Here is an 18624-nt window from a genome sequence, read left to right as displayed (position 1 = left end):
TATTACACCGCTTCTTGTTTTCTTCTTATATATTTAGATAGTAGCATGAAGAGCATCATATAAGCGATTAATATCAGAATATTTTTCCAAGTCGGACTCCCCCCTCGGACAAGTTCCCACGCTCCGCTCCCGAAATGATAAGACGGAAGCCACTGGCCAATGCTCTGCATCATGTCAGGCATGACCTCAAACGGCATCCACATCCCTCCGCCTAAAGCCAGCAGCATATAAAGCACATTACTGATTCCGGCCGCTGTTTCTACTTTTCTCATGAGGCCGATTAGTGTGCCTAATGCTAAAAAAGGCAATGCGCCAAACAAAATCCACAGTCCGCTCATCATCCATTCAAACGGTGACAAGGCAATATCATTGATGATTGCGCCGAACAGAAATATGACGGTAATCGATAAAACGTGAATGACACTCTGGCCGATCATCTGAGCTGATAAATAGATATGATCCTGAAGAGGCGTTAGGCGGATAAAGGCGGCCCAGCCTTGTGACCGTTCTTGTACCATTCGGATGCCAAGCGTCATGATAGAGGAACCCATCACGCTGAAGACTGTCATCGACATCAGGTAATGGACTTCCCATGCACGTTGATCAGGGACGTTGGTATTCACTACATTTGTAAAGAAATAATAAAAGGCAATCGGCATGATCAGAGACCAAAGCACAAAGTACTTGTTCCTAAGCACCCTTTTCATTTCAGCGATGCTTTGCTTTTGCAGCATGTTCACTCACATCGCCTCCCTGTTGCCGTCAGCCAGCTGGCGAAATGCCTCATCGAGCGTTGCTTGCTCAATTCGAATATCCCGTGCATGTATGTTTTCTTGAAAGATCAGCGCCAACACTTTGTCTGTATTTGATGTCTGGATGATGGTTCTCTCATGCTCGTGGATCACTCTCTCGACTTCCGGGTGACAAGACAGCCTTTCCAATGATTCACTTGAATGAAGCGTAAAGGAAACAGACTGTTTTTGAATTCTTGAGCGGATTTGCATTGGTGAGCCGTCTGCAACAAGCTGTCCTTCAGTAAAAAATAGGATTCGCTGTGCGGCATCATCTGCTTCCTGTAAATAATGAGTTGAAAAAATAATCGTTTTTCCTTGGTCCGACAGTCCGTGAATGGTCTGCCAGAATCGGTGTCTTGATGAAGTGTCCATGCCGACTGTCGGTTCATCAAGTATAAGCAGCTCCGGGTTCCCGGCAAGAGCCAAAGCAAAGCTCAAACGGCGTTTTTGTCCGCCGGATAATTTTTCTGCTCTTGTTTTCAAATCTTCTTTGGTGAGTGCTGTTAACGAAACGAGTTCTTTCATGGACAACGGATTCGGATAATAGCTCCGGAAGAGTTCAAGGATTTCATCCACCTTAAGGCCCGGCATGACACTTACTTCCTGAAGCATTACACCTATTTTTTCACGAACCTGTTGATCATCGGGAACCCGGTTAAATAGTTTGATTTCTCCCTCACTCGGTTTCAGCAATCCTAATATCATCGAGACGACGGTCGTCTTCCCTGCCCCATTTGGCCCGAGAATGGCTGCAATTTCTCCTTTTTCAATACTGAAGCTGATGTGGTTTACAGCGGTTTTTCGCTGGAAATGTTTTGTCACGTTGCTTACTGTTACTGCTTCTTTCATCACATGAGCACCTCCTGATCGTTTACATTGATTGTAAAATGACGGAGAAGACGATGTTAGTATGGGGTGTCATGATGATGGAGTGACAAATGTCATTTTTTTCTCACCCCGGTGTCTAGGCAATCCTCCTCCTGCATCTTCCAATTCATCCATCTTTTCTATCTCCCATGTCCTCTTTCTTTTAAACTGCTGTGACATTCATAGAAAGATACACTCTTCAAACCATCCGAGTGTTATGATAGAAATATTGAACTTTATATTACTTTCCGGCTGAAAGGAGCCAATCATGAACGAAGCGATTTTGTCTAGAAATCATGTGAAGGTGAAAGGCAGCGGCAAAGCATCTATCATGTTCGCACCTGGTTTTGGATGCGATCAAAGCGTGTGGAATGCCGTGGCACCTGCCTTTGAAGAAGATCATCGGGTGATTTTATTTGATTACGTCGGTTCGGGACATTCAGATTTGCGCGCATATGACCTGAATCGTTACCAGACACTTGACGGCTATGCCCAGGATGTTCTTGATGTTTGTGAAGCTTTAGATCTGAAGGAAACCGTGTTTGTGGGTCACTCCGTCGGGGCCTTGATTGGGATGCTTGCATCCATCCGCCGCCCGGAGCTTTTTTCCCATCTGGTGATGGTGGGGCCTTCTCCTTGCTATTTGAATGATCCGCCTGAGTATTACGGAGGATTTGAAGAGGAGCAGCTCCTTGGCTTGCTGGAGATGATGGAGAAAAATTATATCGGCTGGGCGACTGTATTTGCGGCAACCGTTCTGAATCAGCCAGATCGGCCTGAAATTAAGGAAGAGCTTGAAAGCCGTTTTTGTTCTACTGATCCTGTCATTGCCCGCCAATTCGCGAAAGCGGCGTTTTTTTCTGATCACCGAGAGGATCTTTCGAAGGTAACGGTTCCCTCTCTTATTCTCCAATGTGCAGATGATATCATCGCACCTGCAACAGTAGGTAAGTATATGCATCAGCATCTGCCTTATAGCAGTCTGAAACAAATGGAGGCTCGCGGACATTGCCCTCATATGAGCCATCCAGATGAGACGATACAGCTGATCGGCGATTATTTAAAAGCACACGTGTGATATAGGAACGAAAGGGATAGAGGTGACCCTCTTAGATGGACAAACAATTGAATGATGCACCATGCGGTTTCCTCGCTTTGTCAGAAGAGGGGTCGATCATAGCTGCCAACCGCACCCTTATCAAGATTCTGGATTATGAACCGGAGCAGGTTATCGGCCAGCACATGAATATGATGTTGACCATTCCCGCACAGCTTTTCTGCCAGCTTTATTTTTTTCCGCTTTTGAAATTGGAGCATCACATCGAAGAAATATACATTTCCTTGAAAGCAAGAGATGGAGAAGAAATTCCCGTCCTTATCAATGCTATTGCCAGACACGATAGCGGGGCTTCTGTCTTTGATTGTGTTCTTATTCCAATGCGAAAGCGAAATGAATATGAAAATGAGCTGCTGATAGCCAGAAATGAGGTTCAGGAAGCTTTGCTTGCCAAACAGAAAGCCAATGCGGAGTTAGAAATTGCCTTGGAAACGCTGAAAGCAAAGCAAGAAGAACTTCTTGAGATCAACAAACAAAATCAACAATTTAAATTAAACACCAAAAGAGAGCTTGAACTCGCCAGAAAGATCCAGAAAAACTCGTTGACTGAACCGATTGTAAACGATCAGGTTCAGATTGACTCTTATTACAACGCATCGAGTGAATTGTCAGGTGATCTTTACGGATATTATCAAATCGATGAACACCGTTACGGCATTATTATCCTTGATGTGATGGGGCACGGAATTTCATCTGCATTGATTACGATGTCTCTTCATCCTTTGTTCCAGCGCCAGATCACGCAAGGTCTCAGCCCCGTTAAAGTTATGAAGGAATTGGACCGGCACCTTCACAGCTTGTTTCAAAATGATGAGGAAGCAAGACATTATTGCACTGCTATTTATCTCGAGATTGACATAGCACGGCAAAGAATTGATTATGTCAACGCAGGGCATCCGCCGGCACTTTGGCAGGACGATAGCGGAACTCAACATCTGCTTCACGCGACCTCGCCTCCGATCGGGATGTTTGAAGACTTAGAGTTTCAGTCAAGCAGCCTTTCATACACGGAGGATGGAAGATTGCTTCTGTATACGGATGGCGTGATGGATCCTACGGCTTCATGTTATTTATTTGATTTACTAAAGGATCATCCTGATTCGCCAATCGCTGACCTGAAGGAGAAAATCCTTACATCACTGCAGCATCAAAAGGAAGCTCATCATAAGAGTGATGACGAATGTTTTATATTAGTTGATGTAAAATAAAATGATCCATGAGACATAACAATGATTTGTTACATCTCATGGATTTTTTTGTTTCAGCGTTTCTTTGGAATATGTCCTGACTCCGCATATTGAAACACCTGCAAGGAAGGCAGCGGGTGTCCATTAAAATCAAATAAAGCTTGATTATCTACAGCACTTCCCCCATACCACTTCCCGGCGTCTTCAGGGTCGTATTCAGCAGCATAGCTGGACGCCCACCCTGACCCGTATGTTTCCCATAACACTTTGTTTTTCTCTATCTGTGTCTTCGGCCCGACTGGAATCCACGCCGGCTCCCAGTAGAAAACACCAAGTCCTGCTTTGCCCGTATTCGCCACTGCCTCCATTACATCTCTTACTGCAGTTGCCTGGCCTTGAACAGAAATTGGATATGGCAGCGTCTGCCCGCTTTTTGGTGCTGTATTTCCATGCCCATCGCCATCCTCGGCGGTATAGGTGTACGATGTCTCCGCCACCATGACTTTTTTGCCGTACGTATTGGCAACAGCCTTCAGCACGGAGGTCAAATTTTGTAATGTCCCATGCCAGAAAGGATAATAGGAGCTCGCAAACACATCATAATCCACTTTGTTTTTGCTGAGTGTTTCCGCAATAAATGAATACCTTCCAGCCGTTTCAGGATTGGTAAAATGCAGGGCGACCAAAATATTTGAATTTGTCTCCCTGACCGCTCGGCTTCCTTCATTAAATAATTGGCACATCTTCGTCCAATCAGTCTCACCGGCAAATCCTCCTGTTGTTTCATTTCCGACCTGAACCATGCCGATGTCAACGCCTTCCTTGATCATCTTTTGCAGGCTTTGTTTCGTATACTCATAGAGCTTTGCTTTTTTTGCTTCAAAGCTGAGATTCGCCCAGGCTTTGGGCACCTTTTGTTTCGCTGGATCGGCCCAGAAATCAGAGTAGTGAAAGTCGGCCAGCACCTTCATTCCGTTCGCTGTCGCTCTTTTTCCGATTTCGATGGCTTTTTGAACATCATTGTTTCCCCCGCCATACCCGTTGCCATTTGAATCATACGGGTGATTCCAGATGCGGACGCGAACATAGTTGACCCCAGCCTGTTTTAAAGTTGTAAAGATATCCTGGCGTTTTCCGTTTGTATTGTAAAAGGTGACACCGCTGTTTTCCAAAGCAATAACGCTGGATACATCTGCCCCTTTGATAAAATCCTTGTTCATCCCCTCTACTTTTTTAACAAAAAGATCCTCTGCCCGAAGCTCTGACACGTGCTTCTCCTTCTCAATGGCAGCGGCATATCCTGTTGAACTACATGCACTCCACACGATGGCAGCCGCAAAGAACATTTTCACTTTGCTTTTCATGATTTCATCCCCCCAAGACTTAGCAAGCGTTTTCATTCTATAGAAAAAAGAATCCGCCCATATCGAGCGGAGCATCAGCCTAATGTGTGTTTACGACAATTCTCACTTCATACTTTTCCATCGTCAGGTCGCCTGACAATATGTCTCCTGTCATTATGTCCTTCACACTCTGATCAAACGTGACCAGCTGTTTTTCTTCCGTGAAATTCATGACAAAAATATAATCATTGTCCTGATCCTGCCTCGCTTGTACGGAGACGCCTTTTCCGTGCCGAACCGGAAAAACTGGAGAGAGAGACAGGTCTGTGATCAGACCCTCATAGAAATCACGCTGAAATTGATCCTCCAAACGCGCGCCGATAAAATACGCCTTGCCCTGCTGATACTCATGGCTTGTGACCGCTGGCGTGCGCGCATAAAAATCTTCTTGATACACCGCTTCCACTGAAGCTGTCTTTACATCAATCACGGTTGCATAATCCTTCATTTCATATATTTGGCTGCGGTAGCTGACAGCGTTTCGATCCTTCGGATACAGGGTGTCCGTTTCAAGAGGCTCAACTCCAAATATAGCTTGAAGATCCGGATGCCATCCGCCTGTGTATGTTAAGTCATGCTCATTCACAACCCCGCTGATATACGTCATGACTAAGGTGCCGCCGTCAGCCGTAAACGCTTTTAAACGGGAAACGGTGTCCTCGCTGATTAAATACAGCATCGGGACGATCAGCAGTTTATATGGTGAAAAGTCTTGTTCTTTCGTGATGACGTCGACAGGGATATCGTGTTCCCAGAATGTGCGGTAATGCTGCTGAAGCGTTTGCGGATAACGTTTTGTCGCCTTCGCAAACCCCTGAGCATCCTCGAGCGCCCAATGATTTTCCCAGTCATATAAAATCGCGGTTTGAGCCGGCCTCTTCGTTCCGACAACTTCGGACAGCCGTTCCAATGTCTCGCCTACCTTGGCCACTTCTTGAAAGACGCGGTTCTTCGGGCTATTGTCATGATCCACAACCGCTCCGTGTAATTTTTCTGATGACCCCCGTGATTTGCGGTATTGGAAATAGAGAACGCTGTCCGAGCCGTGGGCAATCATTTGCATGGATGACAGCAGATTCATGCCCGGGCGCTTTGCCTTGTTGACGTTATGCCAATTGACCGCGCTTGGCGTACACTCCATTAATAAGAAGGGCTGCTGCTTCAAGCTTCGGTACAGATCATTGATAAAGCCGACCTTCATCGCCAAATCAGCTGTGCTTTCCCAGTCATTGTGCCAGACAGGATAAGCGTCCCAGCTGATGGCATCGACATGCTTTGCAAATTTGCTGTAGTCGAGGCCCTGATACGGGATCAAATCCGGTGTGTCAGCCATAAAATTCGTTGTGATAGGGATATCAGGCGTCAATTCTTTCAGCGGAATGATTTCATTTTCATAAAACGAAATCGTTTGATCGGTGACGAACCGGCGCCAATCTAAATTCAGGCCATGCAAGCCATTTTCACCGATCGGCGAAGGGCTTTCAATTTGTGACCAGTCATTGAACGTATGGCTCCAAAAAGGGGTCCACCACGCATGGTTCAATGTCTTGAGGCTGTTGTCATATTTCGATTTCAGCCACTCCCGGAAAGCATGCTGGCATAAATCACAGTGGCAATCTCCCCCGTATTCGTTTGAAATGTGCCACATTAACAGCGCCGGGTGATGTCCGTATCGTTCTGCTAATAAGCGGTTGATGTGCCGTGTTTTTTCTCGGTAGACTTTAGATGTGAGGCAGTGGTTGTGCCTTCCGCCGTGCAGCTGTTTGACGCGGGAGGCATTGACGCGCAAAACTTCCGGATAGGTTTGCGACAGCCAGGCCGGACGGGCTCCGCTCGGCGTTGCTAATATGACCCGGCCGCCTATACTGTGAATCCGCTCAAAAATATCATCCAGCCATTCAAATTGATATACGCCCTCCTCCGGCTCAAGTGCGCTCCATGCAAAAATGCCGACAGAAAACGTATTCGTATGAGAAAGCTTCATCAGTTTGATATCGTCAGCTAAAATATCGGGCCGATCCAGCCACTGATCGGGGTTGTAGTCTCCCCCATGGAGCATAAATTTTGCTTTTGTTACGTGCGTTTTTTCAAGCTTTGACATCACATTCTCCTCCTTGTTCTCTTAGCCCTTCGTTCCGCCTGCGGTTAATCCGGACACAAAATTCTTTTGCAGCATAATAAAGATGACGGCAACCGGTATGCTGATAAGCAGGGCTCCGGCCGCAAATGTCGTATAGCTGGCCCCCATGACATCATTCACTAAATTGAATAGACCGACGGGCAATGTATATGATTCAGGCGTTCTCAATATGGTTGAGGACAGCACAAAATCTCCGAGCGGACCGGTAAAGCCGTTCATGGCCACGACTGCCGCCATCGGTTTTGATAATGGCAGAATGATCTGGAAGAAGATTCTGGTGCTGCTGGCTCCGTCAATCTTGGCGCTTTCGTCTAAATCCATCGGAATGGAATCCATGTACCCTTTCATCAAATACGTATTCATCGGGATCAGGCCGCCGATATAAAGCAAGATTAGCAGCCAGTGGCTATTGATCATTCCCAAGATTTGCGCCAGCACAAACAAGGCAATTAAAGCTGAAAACTGAGGAATCATCTGCAGCAATAAAAAGAGCGTTAAAGCGTATTTCCTCCCTTTAAACCGAAAGCGCGAAAACGCATAGGCCGTAAACGTCACACAGAGCAAAGACCCTGCCATTGTAAACAGGCTGATCTTCATAGAGTTGACATACCACTGCACATATTGAAGGCTTTCCTTGCCCGCAAATAATTCCTTGTAATGATCGAATGTCGGATGCTTCGGAATGATGGATGTACTGATTAAGCTGTTGCCGGGATTAAAGCTTGCGCCTGCCGTCCAAAGGAGAGGATAAACAATGATGACCGCCATAAAGGCTAGCAACAAGTAAGAGAAAAGGAGACGGATATATCTTCTGACTTTCATATCTGCCAGCATACCTTATGCCTCCTCTTTAAAAGACTTTGTCTGTCTGAACTGCCACAATGCGATGGAGATAACAAATACAGATAATAAAATGGTTAAAGCCGCAGCAAGTGAATATTGGCTGGACTGCATTGTCAATTTATAAATCCATGAAACGAGGATATCTGTCCCGCCGGCTGTTGATCCGGTTACAGCCGGACCTCCGCCATTGAATAGATAGATAATATTAAAGTTATTAAAGTTAAACGTAAACTGAGTAATGATAATCGGAGCCATTGCAATGAACACCATCGGAAGCGTGATGTATCTCAGCTTTGAAAAGACAGAAGCGCCATCAATCGTAGCTGCTTCATACAGATCGTCCGGGATGGATTGCAATACGCCTGTTGAGACGAGAAAGATGTACGGAAATCCGAGCCAGCCCTGCATGAGAATCAATGCAAGCCTCGACCAATTGGCATCTGTCATCCACGGAAGCGGATCTATCCCGAAGAAAGCCAAGATGTCGTGATTCATCGCACCGAAGCTATCATTAAACAGTCCCGCAAAAATTAAAATCGTCACAAAACCGGGAACGGCCCATGGCAAAATCAGAATCGTCCGAAAAAAACGTTTAAACCGAAGGTCTTTCTGGTTAACAATGATCGCGAGAAAAATCCCCAAGGTGACTTGCAGTGTGGATGCAGCAAGTGTCCAAACCACCGTCCAAGCCAGTACATCAAAAAAAGTCGACCTCCAAATATCAACTGTGAAAATATTTGCGAACGTTTGAAAACCGACCCAATCAATTAATTTTGCAGGAGGAGAATGATACAAATCATAGTTTGTAAACGCTAATGCAAAGCTGAATAAGATAGGAAAGATCACGGCGAAAATTAAAATAAACAAAGATGGGCCGCTGACGACATAAGGATAGCCCTCAGAAATGATATGCTGGTATTGTTCCTTTAAGGAACTTAATGGCTTATTTTCATCACGCTGTTTTCCGCTTTGGAACGCATCGCGAAGATTTACATAATACACCGCAAGGCCAAAGCAGGTCACGATGACAGCAATAATCCCTTCCGCCAGCAGAAAAACGGAATTATCCCGCGGCACTTCTGTTCCCAGTGTAAAGATTCCCCAAAACCCCATATTGAGCAGATCTCCAAAGACCGCAAAAAACGATGCGCCTAAGAAAAGAAAGACAATACCTTTTATCCATTGCTTGTTATAAAATTGCCCGAGTCCCGGAATGATAGAAAGCAACAAAGCGACTTGACGATGCTGCACCGTTTTCACCTCTCTTACAATACAAATCTAGCTTTCTCTTTATTTTCCGCTGTGCTTTGCCTTAATTTGTCCTTTGGCCGTTTCAGCTGCTTGATCCAATGCTTGTTTCGGATCTGCCTTCCCTGTTGCAACCGTCTGTAATGCTGAATCAGCCGGCGTCCATATTTCATTCATTTCCGGAATATTTGGTGTTGGCTCTGAGAAACGGGATTGTTCAGTAACAGCCCGTGCCGCCTCGCTTTTCATAATAGCCGGGTCATTGGCTAGGGATTTCACAGCAGGAACTTCTTTCGTTTCTTCATATCGTGTTTTAGAATTTTTTTCATTTGCCAGGAAAACGGCTAATTCTTGCGCCAGCTCTTCATTCTTTGAAAATGCACTGACGTTGTAGCTTTTGACGCCGATAAAGGAGCTCATGTTTTTCCCATTTTCCAGCTTCGGCAGTTTCGTAATGCCATAATTGATTCCTGCATTCGAAAAGGCTTCTACATTCCATGGACCAGAAATAATTGCGGCGGCTTTTCCTTCTGTGAACAGCGATTCCAACACGTTAATCCCTTGTTCTCCAATAATGCCAGCCGGGAACAGGCCATCTTTGTAAAACTTCTGAATCAGCGCCGCACCTTTGACAGCTCCTTCATTATTGATTCCAATGTCTGACGGGTTATAGCTCCCATCTTTGGCCTTTCCAAAAATGTATCCGCCATATCCGCTCATCACACTTTCTGCATAATAAATTTGATCGAATAGGGCTAAAAAGCCAAATTTGCTGCCGTCAGCAGTCTTTTTGGAATAGTCGTACCACTCTTCCAGCGTTTTGGGCAATTCCTTTTCTGTGATGAGATCTTTGTTGTAAAAAAGCACAGTCGTTTCGACCGCTTTTGGCAGTCCATAAAGCTTTTGATCTACCATTTGAGACTGAATGGAAGCGTCAGTATAAAGTGATTGAACGTCTTTTTTGACATGTAATTCCTTGAGTAATCCTTCCGTGACAGCGGTTCCGATTTGGTCCCCTGGCATTGTTAACACGTCAGGGCCTGTGCCGGCCGGTCCATCCATTCGCAAATCTTCAATCTGCTTGGCATACGGTTTTTCAACGACTTTGACCTTCACATCATGCTCTTTTTCAAATGCAGCCACAGCGTCTTTAATGCCGTTGCTCTTTTCTTTATCCTCCCATACAACAAGCTCTGACCCTTTTGAACTCGATTTGGCGCTGCTGCTTTCCTTTGGGCCGCAAGCCGCCAAGGATAAACTGACAGCTGCGCAGAGCATGAATACGGAACACTTTTTTGCCATTTTCATTGATTGTCACCCTTTCGGTAGGAATGAAAGCGCTTTAAAGATAATATAGCATGCCTGAGAAAATGTGTAAACAAACTATTTACTTCATAGAGTAAATTTTTTTACCTAAATAAAAAATGACTTAGTGTCCTAAGTCATCCTTAATTCATACTCTTCCTGACGATTAATTCTGCGCCCACATATAATGTTTTTACCGTTCTTCTCTTGTCCTGCACTTGTTCAAGCAGTAATTGAACAGCATTTTTACATAATTCATGTATATCAATATGAAACGTCGTCAGAGGAGGCGAGACATACTTCGCGAAGCTGATGTTGTTGATACTCACAATGCTTACCCTGTTTGGTATGGCAATTCCTTTTTCGTTCAGGGCTTGCAGACAGCCCACTGCAATCGGGTCCGCTGCAATCATAAAAGCAGTCGGAAGCTGATCGCCTAATGTGTCGATCGCTGCTGACATCAGGCGGTAGCCGTTTTCTACAGAGAATCCGCGATGACAGAAAATATAGCGCTCGTCCAGCATGGCTTTTTCCCTCATATAGGATCTGAAGGTTTGTTCACGGATGTCCATTTCATCCTGATTGGTATTCGGATTTTTGTATGTGCCGCCGATAAAACCGATGCTCTTATGCCCCTTCTCAGTCAAGATGTTTACCGTCTTCCTTGTCATTTGTGCCAAATCGGGCCTTACCGAGTCAAAATGATCGGGATCAGGAGTTGAATCGATGAACACGCCGTTTTCAGTGAGATTTCTGAGGAAAGCCAGCTCTTCATCTGAAAATGTGCCGACGGCAATAAACCCTTCCGTATGTTCAGGAATGCTCTCGATTCCATCCGCTATTTTATAAGTGGTCATATCGACATTGAATGCTTTCGCCAGTTTCTCTACTTCTAATCTCATCGTTTTAAAATAGACATCTTCTAATTCTTCTTTATCTGTCAGCCAATATAAAAACGCAATATGTTTCACCAGCGGCCTTACTGTTTTTTTGCGGTAATTGAGCTTTTCCGCCGCTTCATAGATTTTCTCCCGTGTTTCATCAGGAACAGAAAGGCTTTCATCGTTATTTAAAACGCGGGAAACGGTTGAGATTGAAAATCCCGCTTCCTGCGCGATATCTTTAATTGTCGCCATTGCATCTGCCTCCATTATTCAGCTCGCATTGTTTTAGTAAAATATTTTACTTTCTTTTTCGCAAATGTCAAGTGCACAAAGCCCTCTGGCTGCCTCATGTAAAAAGACTGAACCATTTGCGGCTCAGTCTCAGTTGTTCGTATCATTCGGAACCGGCGGAATTGCCCGGGAAATGAGTTGGTTATTGCACATTTTCCTCGAAATATCCCGAAAGCACATCTTCCACATTCGTCAAATGCGCCAGCATGGCGGCTTCCGCCTCTGCACCGTTCCCGGCAGCCACAGCATTGTAAATCCGTTCGTGCTCCTCATACAGCCGCTGAACGGAGGTCTTCTTGGAAAACAGCCAGATTTTCCTCGTTTCCCTCATTGTTTCCAGCAGCAATGATGACACGTGATTCATCAAGTGTTTAAGAAGTTCATTTTGAGAAGCGTCCGCAAGCGCAAGATGAAATGCAAAGTCTGCTTTCTCTCCCAGCTCCCCGTCCGCTTCAATGCTGCCCATTTCCTTTAGTGCATCATGAATTCTTTCGAGATCTGCTTCTGTCCTTTTTTCAGCCGCTAGTGAAGCTACGCCGATTTCAAGCAGTTTTCTGACCTCGAGCAGCTGCTTGACGTCCTCTTTTTTCATCAGAAGGGCGGCTGAGAGCGGCTGAGAAATTTGATTGAGCTCAAATTCCTTCAGATACGTGCCTTCTCCCTGTTTCATTTCGACAAGCCCCATCGCTTTTAGCGCAGAAAGTGCTTCGCGAACCGCTGAACGGCTGACTTGAAAGCTCTCAGCAAGCGCCTGAACAGAGTCCAGTTTATCCCCCGGCTTCAATTCGCCGTTTTTGATCATATCTAATAGGGCATCCGCTACTTCTTCATATATTTTTTTTGTTTTAATCTGTTTATATTTCAATGCAATTCACCCCGTAACTTGTAGGTCTGGCTGTTTACGATCTATTATACTCTGTTTTGTGGGCCGCCAAAAGATTTTGACTATTTTGTCAAAAAGTCTTGTACTTTGATTTTTTTCAAAATATAATGCTAGGTAACTGGTCTTATTACCCAGTCATCAGATGATCATATCATCTATAGAAACCGCTTACATATAGCGCCAGTTTATGTTTCAAGGAGGGGTTTGGGATGCAATGGACACAGGCATATACGCCTATAGGGGGAAATTTGCTATTATCAGCGCTTGCCGCACTTGTACCGATTATTTTCTTTTTTTGGGCACTCGCGATTAAACGGATGAAGGGGTATACAGCAGGCTTGGCCACATTGGGGATCGCCCTTATCATTGCTGTATTGGTTTATCGTATGCCGGCGGAAAAAGCGCTGATGTCCGCGACACAAGGAGCCGTATACGGATTGTTGCCGATCGGCTGGATCATTGTGACGTCTGTTTTTTTGTATAAAATCACTGTGAAAACGGGACAGTTTGATATCATTCGCAGCTCTGTTCTCTCGATTACTGATGACCGACGGCTTCAAGCTCTCTTGATCGCTTTTTCATTCGGGGCTTTTTTAGAAGGGGCAGCAGGCTTCGGAGCGCCGGTCGCCATTTCTGCCGCGCTGCTGGTCGGTCTCGGCTTTAATCCTCTTTATGCTGCGGGGATCTGTTTGATCGCCAATACGGCGCCGGTTGCCTTTGGGGCGATTGGGATTCCAATTACAGCCGTAGAAGGGCCGACAGGGATTCCGGCGATGGAGATTTCGCAAATGGTCGGGCGGCAGCTGCCGTTTTTATCCGTATTTATTCCTCTTTATTTAATCATCATCATGAGCGGTTTCAGGAAAGCCTTGGAGGTCTGGCCGGCGATTCTCGTATCCGGTGTTTCCTTTGCCGTTGTTCAATATCTCAGTTCCAATTTTTTAGGACCTGAGCTGCCCGATGTTTTGTCAGCTCTTGTTTCAATGGCTGCACTTGCTGTGTTTTTGAAATGGTGGAAGCCGAAAACAACATTCCGGTTTGCCGGTGAACAAGAGTCGGCCGCCTCAATTGAAACGGCGCGCACAAATCCGGCGGCGCCTGCATACAGTGGCGGACAGATTTTTAAGGCTTGGTCGCCATTTCTGCTGCTGACAGCGATGATTTCCGTATGGGGCATTCCATCTGTCAAATCTGCACTGACCGGGCATTATGAAGGCTCTGCGGTGTTCTTGAAGTGGCTCAATGCAGTTGGAGAAAAACTGACTTTTGCCCCCGGTGTGCCTTTTTTGAACAATCAGATTGTCAATGCTGACGGTACGCCGATTGAGGCGGTTTACAAGCTTGAGGTGCTTGGTTCAGCCGGCACCGCGATATTGATTGCCGCAGTGCTGTCAAAGTTCATCACGGCGATTTCGTGGAAAGACTGGGGAACCGTTTTTAAAGAAACAGTCCAAGAATTGAAGCTTCCGATTTTGACCATTGCTTCTGTCGTTGGTTTTGCCTATGTCACCAACTCCTCGGGAATGAGCACGACACTCGGGATGACACTCGCGCTGACAGGTTCGATGTTTACCTTCTTTTCGCCCGTCCTCGGCTGGCTCGGCGTCTTCATTACCGGCTCGGATACTTCCGCCAACCTGCTGTTCGGCAACCTGCAGAAAGTCACCGCGTTATCGGTCGGTATGGACCCTGTTCTGTCTGTCGCCGCCAACTCTTCAGGCGGTGTCACAGGAAAAATGATTTCGCCGCAGTCGATAGCGGTGGCGTGCGCCGCGGTAGGACTCGCCGGAAAGGAGTCAGATCTTTTCCGCTTTACCATTAAACACAGTCTGTTTTTGCTGCTGCTCGTTTGTATCATCACCTTTTTGCAGCATCACGTATTCAGCTGGATGATTCCTTAAAAAAATCCTCCCGTCTAGAGAGGATTTTATTTATATCGCTTTCTCGCTGCCGATGAAGGAATATTCATTTGATCGCGATATTTTGCCACGGTGCGTCTCGAGATTTGGATGCCGTGTTGTTCATACAGCAAATCGACAAGCTTTTGATCTGAAAGCGGTTTTGTTTTGTCCTCTTGATTGATCAGGTCTTCAAGATGCATTTTGACTGCATAATTCGACGCATCTCCCTCTCCTGAAGCCTCGGCTTTTGCTGAGAAAAAGAGTTTCATCTCAAACAGCCCGTAAGGCGTTTGTATTGTTTTCCCTTTAATGGCCCGGCTCACAGTTGATTCATGAAGGCTTAGACAGTCCGCCACCTCTCTGAGAGTCAGCGGCTTCATTGCGCTTCGCCCTTTCAGAAAGAAATCCTTTTGGCGTGTGATCAGTTCATTGATAATTCTCGTGATTGTCTGTTTTCGCTGCCGCAGCGCGCGGCTCAGCCAGCGCCACTCCTGATATTTCGCAGATAAATAGGAGACAGTATCCTGACAGGAGCCGGATGATAAAAGCGTTCTGTACTGCGGATGCAGATCGATCTCGGGAAACGAGCGGGTATTCAGTTCCGCTGCAATGTGCCCGTTTTTTACGGTGATAAAAATGTCAGGCTCAATATACACATCTTGCTCTGGCCGGGCAAACAGAAGGCCAGGTCTAGGATGAAGAGCCGCGATATCATCTGAGATATCTTGAATGGTATGAAGCGGAATTCCCGTCTCTACTGAAAGCGCTTTCCATTTTTTTTGCGCAAAAGCATCAAAATGAGCTGAAATCAGCATTTCCGCTTGTTCATTTCTGTTCGGCAGCCGCTGTAATTGAAGAAGGATGCATTCCTGCAAAGATCTCGCGCCAATTCCAGCCGGTTCTAATGACTGGAGTTTTGCCAAAACAGCCTCCGTTTCCTTAGCCGATACAGATAGGCGCCGTGCTGCCTCCTCCACATCTTCTTCCAAGTACCCGTTTGAATCAAGCGAATGAATCAGATAATTAAAAATCTTTTTTTCAGTGTTGGTCAGATTCATATCGAGTGACTGCTGTTTTAACGCATCCTGCAATGTTTTTTGCGGATCACTTAATTGAAGGCCCGCTTCCTGTGCATTCATCCTGTTTTTGTTTGTTTTATGGTAAGATAGTGGCGGTGTGTCTGTTTCCTTTCGTTCAATAAGAGGGTTTTCCAGTGAGAGCTCATCAATGTACTCGGCGAGTTCTGCCGAATGATAGCCAAGCAGCGTGATGGCCTGCCTGAGCTCCTGTGTCAGTTGAGGCTTTAATACTTGTACTTGCTGAAGTTTCATATCCATCATGCTCACTCCCCTTTCTTCATTGTACATGATTGAGATCACACCGTATACATTTATGAAAAAGGAGCTGCCAAAGAAATGTCTGAACTTTTTTCCGTCCCTTATTTTATTGAGAATTTAAAACAGCATATTGAAATGAATCAGTCTGAGGATAAAATCCACGCGATGAACAGCTACTACCGTTCCGTTGTTTCAACACTAGTGCAGGACCAGCTGACGAAAAACGCAGTTGTCCTGAAACGGATTCAGCATTTAGATGAAGCATACAACAAAGTCAAACGTGGAGAATCAAAATAAACCTTCCGCTCACATGTGAGCAGGAAGGTTTTCCTTCTTTGAGGCGTGCTGGATGAGACGGGTGCTTGGCACGCCTTCCATCCAGGTATGAAAGTAATTGGCGTTTTTCCCGTAGGAATTATCAATGACCGTGTTTTCTTTTTGAAGAAGAGAAGACAGAATGTGGCCGTGCAGCCTTGATGTTTCCACCGATTCGTAACGGCTGAAAAACCGAATCGCTTTTTGGACGATATAATCCGAGTATTTTTCCCATATATACGCAATGGGCAAAGGGTTGCCTGCTTTTTTATTCAGGACGTTCAGCGTTTGCAGAAAAGCAATCGTCCGGCGGTCTGAAGCTGACAGCACCGTGCGCCAGTCGTAGCTTTCCGCTTCTGCGTGTTCCTGAAGCGCCTGGTTTGCTTCATGATCTGTTCGGATAAATCTCAGCTTTTGATTGGACGGCTGCTGCGTGGGAATGACGGGAAACAGCTGATGAGCCATATCAGGCAGAAGCTGAATGTGATTTCTTGTAAAATAAGCCTGTGCCGTAGCATAGGAGGCTTTTTCCCTTGTCATAATGTGAAGGTTCGCATGCTTAGAAAATATCTCTGCCGTCCGTTTGAGGTTGTCTTTGTTTTGAAAATAAATCGATTGCGGCAGGATCACAATTTTGTGGTTCGGATAGGTTTGGACGATTTTCTCTCTAAAGCCTTGATAATACGGATACAGATCCCCGAAGTTTCCGCCTCCCTGGCAGACGATGATGAGATTAGGATCCAGCTTTCGCCCGACTGGAAAATTGTCAGGATTCCAGCGTTTTCTGACCCGAATCCCGTGTTCTTTAAAGAAGGCTTCTGTTCCTTTCATAATAAATAAATCCCCTACATTCCCATATAGAGGATAGTCAGCATATATAATCTCTGATTGTTTCGGAATGACGTCGAGCAGCCCGGACAGTTTCTGTTTCAGGCTGATCATCGAATGCTTGCTGTCCATTTCTTCACCTCGGCAGTTTGGAATAAGTGCAGTAGCACTTCAATGACCCGGTCTTGCTCATCTTCTGTCATATTGGACCCCGATGGGAGACAGATTCCTCGCTTGAACAAATCTTCGCATACGCTTCCTGTATCTTCATGAGAATAAAATAAAGCCGGATCGAACAGCGGCTGGGTATGGAGCGGCTTCCACAGCGGACGGGCTTCAATGTTTTCTTCAGCAAGACGTTGAACTACGTCATATGGGCTGAGCCCGTTATCAAGTGTGAGCGTGGTGAGCCAGCGATTGGATACGCCTGCTGCGTACTCCGGCATAAAGCGGACGCCGTCTAAGTGACCGAGCGCATTTTTGTATCTCGTGAAAATGGTCCTTCTTTTCTCCACTCGCTCATCCAGCACCTCAAGCTGGGCAATGCCGACGCCGGCTAAGATATTGCTCAGCCTGTAATTATGTCCAATTTGACTGTGCTGATAATGAACAGCCGGCTCTCGTGCCTGCGAAGCGAGAAATCTTGCTTTTTCAATTGCGGCTTCATCATTTGAAACGAGCATCCCTCCCCCTGATGTGGTAATGATTTTGTTCCCGTTAAATGAAAAAATGCCGAAGCGCCCGAATGTTCCGCTTTGCTTCCCTTTATAGACTGTTCCGAGAGATTCGGCTGCGTCCTCAATGACAGGAACTCCGTATGCATCGCACAGGCTTACGATTTCATCCATTTTCGCGCTCTGCCCATATAGATTGACGGCAATAACCGCTTTTGGCAGTGTTCCATTTCTTTTCGCTTCCTCCAATGCTCTTTCAAGGGCTGTCGGCGACATATTCCACGTATCAGGCTCAGAATCAATAAAAACGGGCACCGCTTTTTCATATAAAATCGGATTGGCGGTTGCTACAAATGTGAAGGACTGGCAAAACACGCTGTCACCTTCTTTTACCTCAAGCAAACGCAGGGCGAGATGAATCGCCGCCGTTCCTGAGCCGACCGCAGCTGCTGCTTTTACACCGACTCGTTCTGCCAGCTGTTCTTCAAATGAATTCACGAGCGGCCCAAGCGGCGCGATCCAGTTTGAGCGAAAGGCTTCTGAAATATAGTGCTGCTCCCTGCCGCTCATATGAGGGGGAGATAAGTAGATTTTTTTATGCATAGAA

Annotated in this window: 16 protein-coding genes; 4 read left to right on the top strand and 12 right to left on the bottom strand. The window is 45.9% G+C overall.

The window, feature by feature from the left end:
* Positions 1-2: 2 nt before the first annotated feature.
* Together BGM23_RS04685 and BGM23_RS04680 are read right to left on the bottom strand one after the other, a co-directional pair.
* On the bottom strand, positions 3-740 hold the full coding sequence (locus BGM23_RS04685; protein WP_015714732.1) for an ABC transporter permease: 738 nt from the start codon (positions 738-740) through the stop codon (positions 3-5).
* Positions 741-1646, bottom strand: coding sequence for an ABC transporter ATP-binding protein (locus BGM23_RS04680; RefSeq protein ID WP_072692770.1), 906 nt, complete (start codon positions 1644-1646; stop codon positions 741-743).
* 283 nt (positions 1647-1929) lie between these two features.
* On the opposite strand from BGM23_RS04680, the gene rsbQ reads away from it, so the two are divergent.
* Together rsbQ and rsbP are read left to right on the top strand one after the other, a co-directional pair.
* Positions 1930-2739: a sigma factor SigB/phosphatase RsbP regulator RsbQ gene (gene rsbQ, locus BGM23_RS04675; RefSeq protein WP_003228292.1), complete on the top strand. Its 810-nt coding sequence runs from the start codon at positions 1930-1932 to the stop codon at positions 2737-2739.
* 35 nt (positions 2740-2774) lie between these two features.
* Positions 2775-3986, top strand: a complete 1212-nt coding sequence (gene rsbP / locus BGM23_RS04670) for a phosphoserine phosphatase RsbP (protein WP_029725950.1) — start codon at positions 2775-2777, stop codon at positions 3984-3986.
* Positions 3987-4039: 53 nt separating this feature from the next.
* Here rsbP and ganB read toward each other — a convergent pair whose 3' ends face one another.
* The 7 genes from ganB to lutR form a co-directional block, all read right to left on the bottom strand.
* Entirely contained in the window at positions 4040-5329 is a 1290-nt protein-coding gene (ganB, locus tag BGM23_RS04665; protein WP_003243128.1) for an arabinogalactan endo-beta-1,4-galactanase, read from the bottom strand.
* Between the two features lie 79 nt (positions 5330-5408).
* Positions 5409-7472, bottom strand: coding sequence for a beta-galactosidase GanA (gene ganA, locus BGM23_RS04660; RefSeq protein ID WP_010886616.1), 2064 nt, complete (start codon positions 7470-7472; stop codon positions 5409-5411).
* An 18-nt stretch (positions 7473-7490) separates the two neighbouring features.
* Complete coding sequence (ganQ, locus tag BGM23_RS04655; protein ID WP_003228283.1) at positions 7491-8342, bottom strand: galactooligosaccharide ABC transporter permease GanQ; 852 nt, start codon at positions 8340-8342, stop codon at positions 7491-7493.
* 3 nt (positions 8343-8345) lie between these two features.
* Entirely contained in the window at positions 8346-9602 is a 1257-nt protein-coding gene (gene ganP, locus BGM23_RS04650) for a galactooligosaccharide ABC transporter permease GanP (protein WP_003243623.1), read from the bottom strand.
* A 39-nt stretch (positions 9603-9641) separates the two neighbouring features.
* A complete protein-coding gene (gene ganS / locus BGM23_RS04645; protein WP_003228280.1) occupies positions 9642-10907 on the bottom strand; it encodes an arabinogalactan oligomer ABC transporter substrate-binding protein GanS in 1266 nt (421 codons plus the stop codon).
* Positions 10908-11047: 140 nt separating this feature from the next.
* Positions 11048-12040, bottom strand: a complete 993-nt coding sequence (gene ganR / locus BGM23_RS04640; protein ID WP_003244199.1) for a galactan degradation operon transcriptional regulator GanR — start codon at positions 12038-12040, stop codon at positions 11048-11050.
* Between the two features lie 181 nt (positions 12041-12221).
* Complete coding sequence (gene lutR, locus BGM23_RS04635; RefSeq protein WP_015714739.1) at positions 12222-12944, bottom strand: L-lactate utilization/bacilysin biosynthesis transcriptional regulator LutR; 723 nt, start codon at positions 12942-12944, stop codon at positions 12222-12224.
* Between the two features lie 227 nt (positions 12945-13171).
* On the opposite strand from lutR, the gene lutP reads away from it, so the two are divergent.
* Entirely contained in the window at positions 13172-14863 is a 1692-nt protein-coding gene (lutP, locus tag BGM23_RS04630; RefSeq protein WP_015714740.1) for an L-lactate permease LutP, read from the top strand.
* Between the two features lie 26 nt (positions 14864-14889).
* Here the strand turns inward: lutP and rpoN are convergent, their stop codons facing one another.
* Positions 14890-16200, bottom strand: coding sequence for an RNA polymerase factor sigma-54 (rpoN, locus tag BGM23_RS04625; RefSeq protein ID WP_029725951.1), 1311 nt, complete (start codon positions 16198-16200; stop codon positions 14890-14892).
* Between the two features lie 78 nt (positions 16201-16278).
* Here rpoN and yvfG point away from each other — a divergent pair, with 78 nt between their 5' ends.
* Positions 16279-16497, top strand: coding sequence for a protein YvfG (gene yvfG / locus BGM23_RS04620; protein ID WP_003219905.1), 219 nt, complete (start codon positions 16279-16281; stop codon positions 16495-16497).
* Positions 16498-16506: 9 nt separating this feature from the next.
* Here the strand turns inward: yvfG and BGM23_RS04615 are convergent, their stop codons facing one another.
* Together BGM23_RS04615 and BGM23_RS04610 are read right to left on the bottom strand one after the other, a co-directional pair.
* A complete protein-coding gene (locus BGM23_RS04615) occupies positions 16507-17475 on the bottom strand; it encodes a polysaccharide pyruvyl transferase family protein (RefSeq protein ID WP_015714742.1) in 969 nt (322 codons plus the stop codon).
* Positions 17454-18620: a DegT/DnrJ/EryC1/StrS family aminotransferase gene (locus tag BGM23_RS04610; RefSeq protein ID WP_053581877.1), complete on the bottom strand. Its 1167-nt coding sequence runs from the start codon at positions 18618-18620 to the stop codon at positions 17454-17456. Before BGM23_RS04610 ends, BGM23_RS04615 begins: the two co-directional genes overlap by 22 nt.
* Positions 18621-18624 lie beyond the last annotated feature (4 nt).

It is taken from the genome of Bacillus sp. FJAT-14266 (assembly GCF_001719225.1).
GTDB lineage: Bacteria > Bacillota > Bacilli > Bacillales > Bacillaceae > Bacillus > Bacillus subtilis.
This window is presented reverse-complemented; position numbering and strand designations above follow the sequence as displayed.

What these genes read in the sequence shown, in the direction of transcription:
- BGM23_RS04615 (WP_015714742.1), bottom strand. Translation starts at nt 17,475, where the DNA reads ATGGACAGCAAGCATTCGATGATCAGCCTGAAACAGAAACTGTCCGGG.
- ganQ (WP_003228283.1), bottom strand. Translation starts at nt 8,342, where the DNA reads ATGCTGGCAGATATGAAAGTCAGAAGATATATCCGTCTCCTTTTCTCT.
- ganS (WP_003228280.1), bottom strand. Translation starts at nt 10,907, where the DNA reads ATGAAAATGGCAAAAAAGTGTTCCGTATTCATGCTCTGCGCAGCTGTC.
- rsbQ (WP_003228292.1), top strand. Translation starts at nt 1,930, where the DNA reads ATGAACGAAGCGATTTTGTCTAGAAATCATGTGAAGGTGAAAGGCAGC.
- rsbP (WP_029725950.1), top strand. Translation starts at nt 2,775, where the DNA reads ATGGACAAACAATTGAATGATGCACCATGCGGTTTCCTCGCTTTGTCA.
- ganB (WP_003243128.1), bottom strand. Translation starts at nt 5,329, where the DNA reads ATGAAAAGCAAAGTGAAAATGTTCTTTGCGGCTGCCATCGTGTGGAGT.
- yvfG (WP_003219905.1), top strand. Translation starts at nt 16,279, where the DNA reads ATGTCTGAACTTTTTTCCGTCCCTTATTTTATTGAGAATTTAAAACAG.
- BGM23_RS04610 (WP_053581877.1), bottom strand. Translation starts at nt 18,620, where the DNA reads ATGCATAAAAAAATCTACTTATCTCCCCCTCATATGAGCGGCAGGGAG.
- rpoN (WP_029725951.1), bottom strand. Translation starts at nt 16,200, where the DNA reads ATGGATATGAAACTTCAGCAAGTACAAGTATTAAAGCCTCAACTGACA.
- ganR (WP_003244199.1), bottom strand. Translation starts at nt 12,040, where the DNA reads ATGGCGACAATTAAAGATATCGCGCAGGAAGCGGGATTTTCAATCTCA.
- lutP (WP_015714740.1), top strand. Translation starts at nt 13,172, where the DNA reads ATGCAATGGACACAGGCATATACGCCTATAGGGGGAAATTTGCTATTA.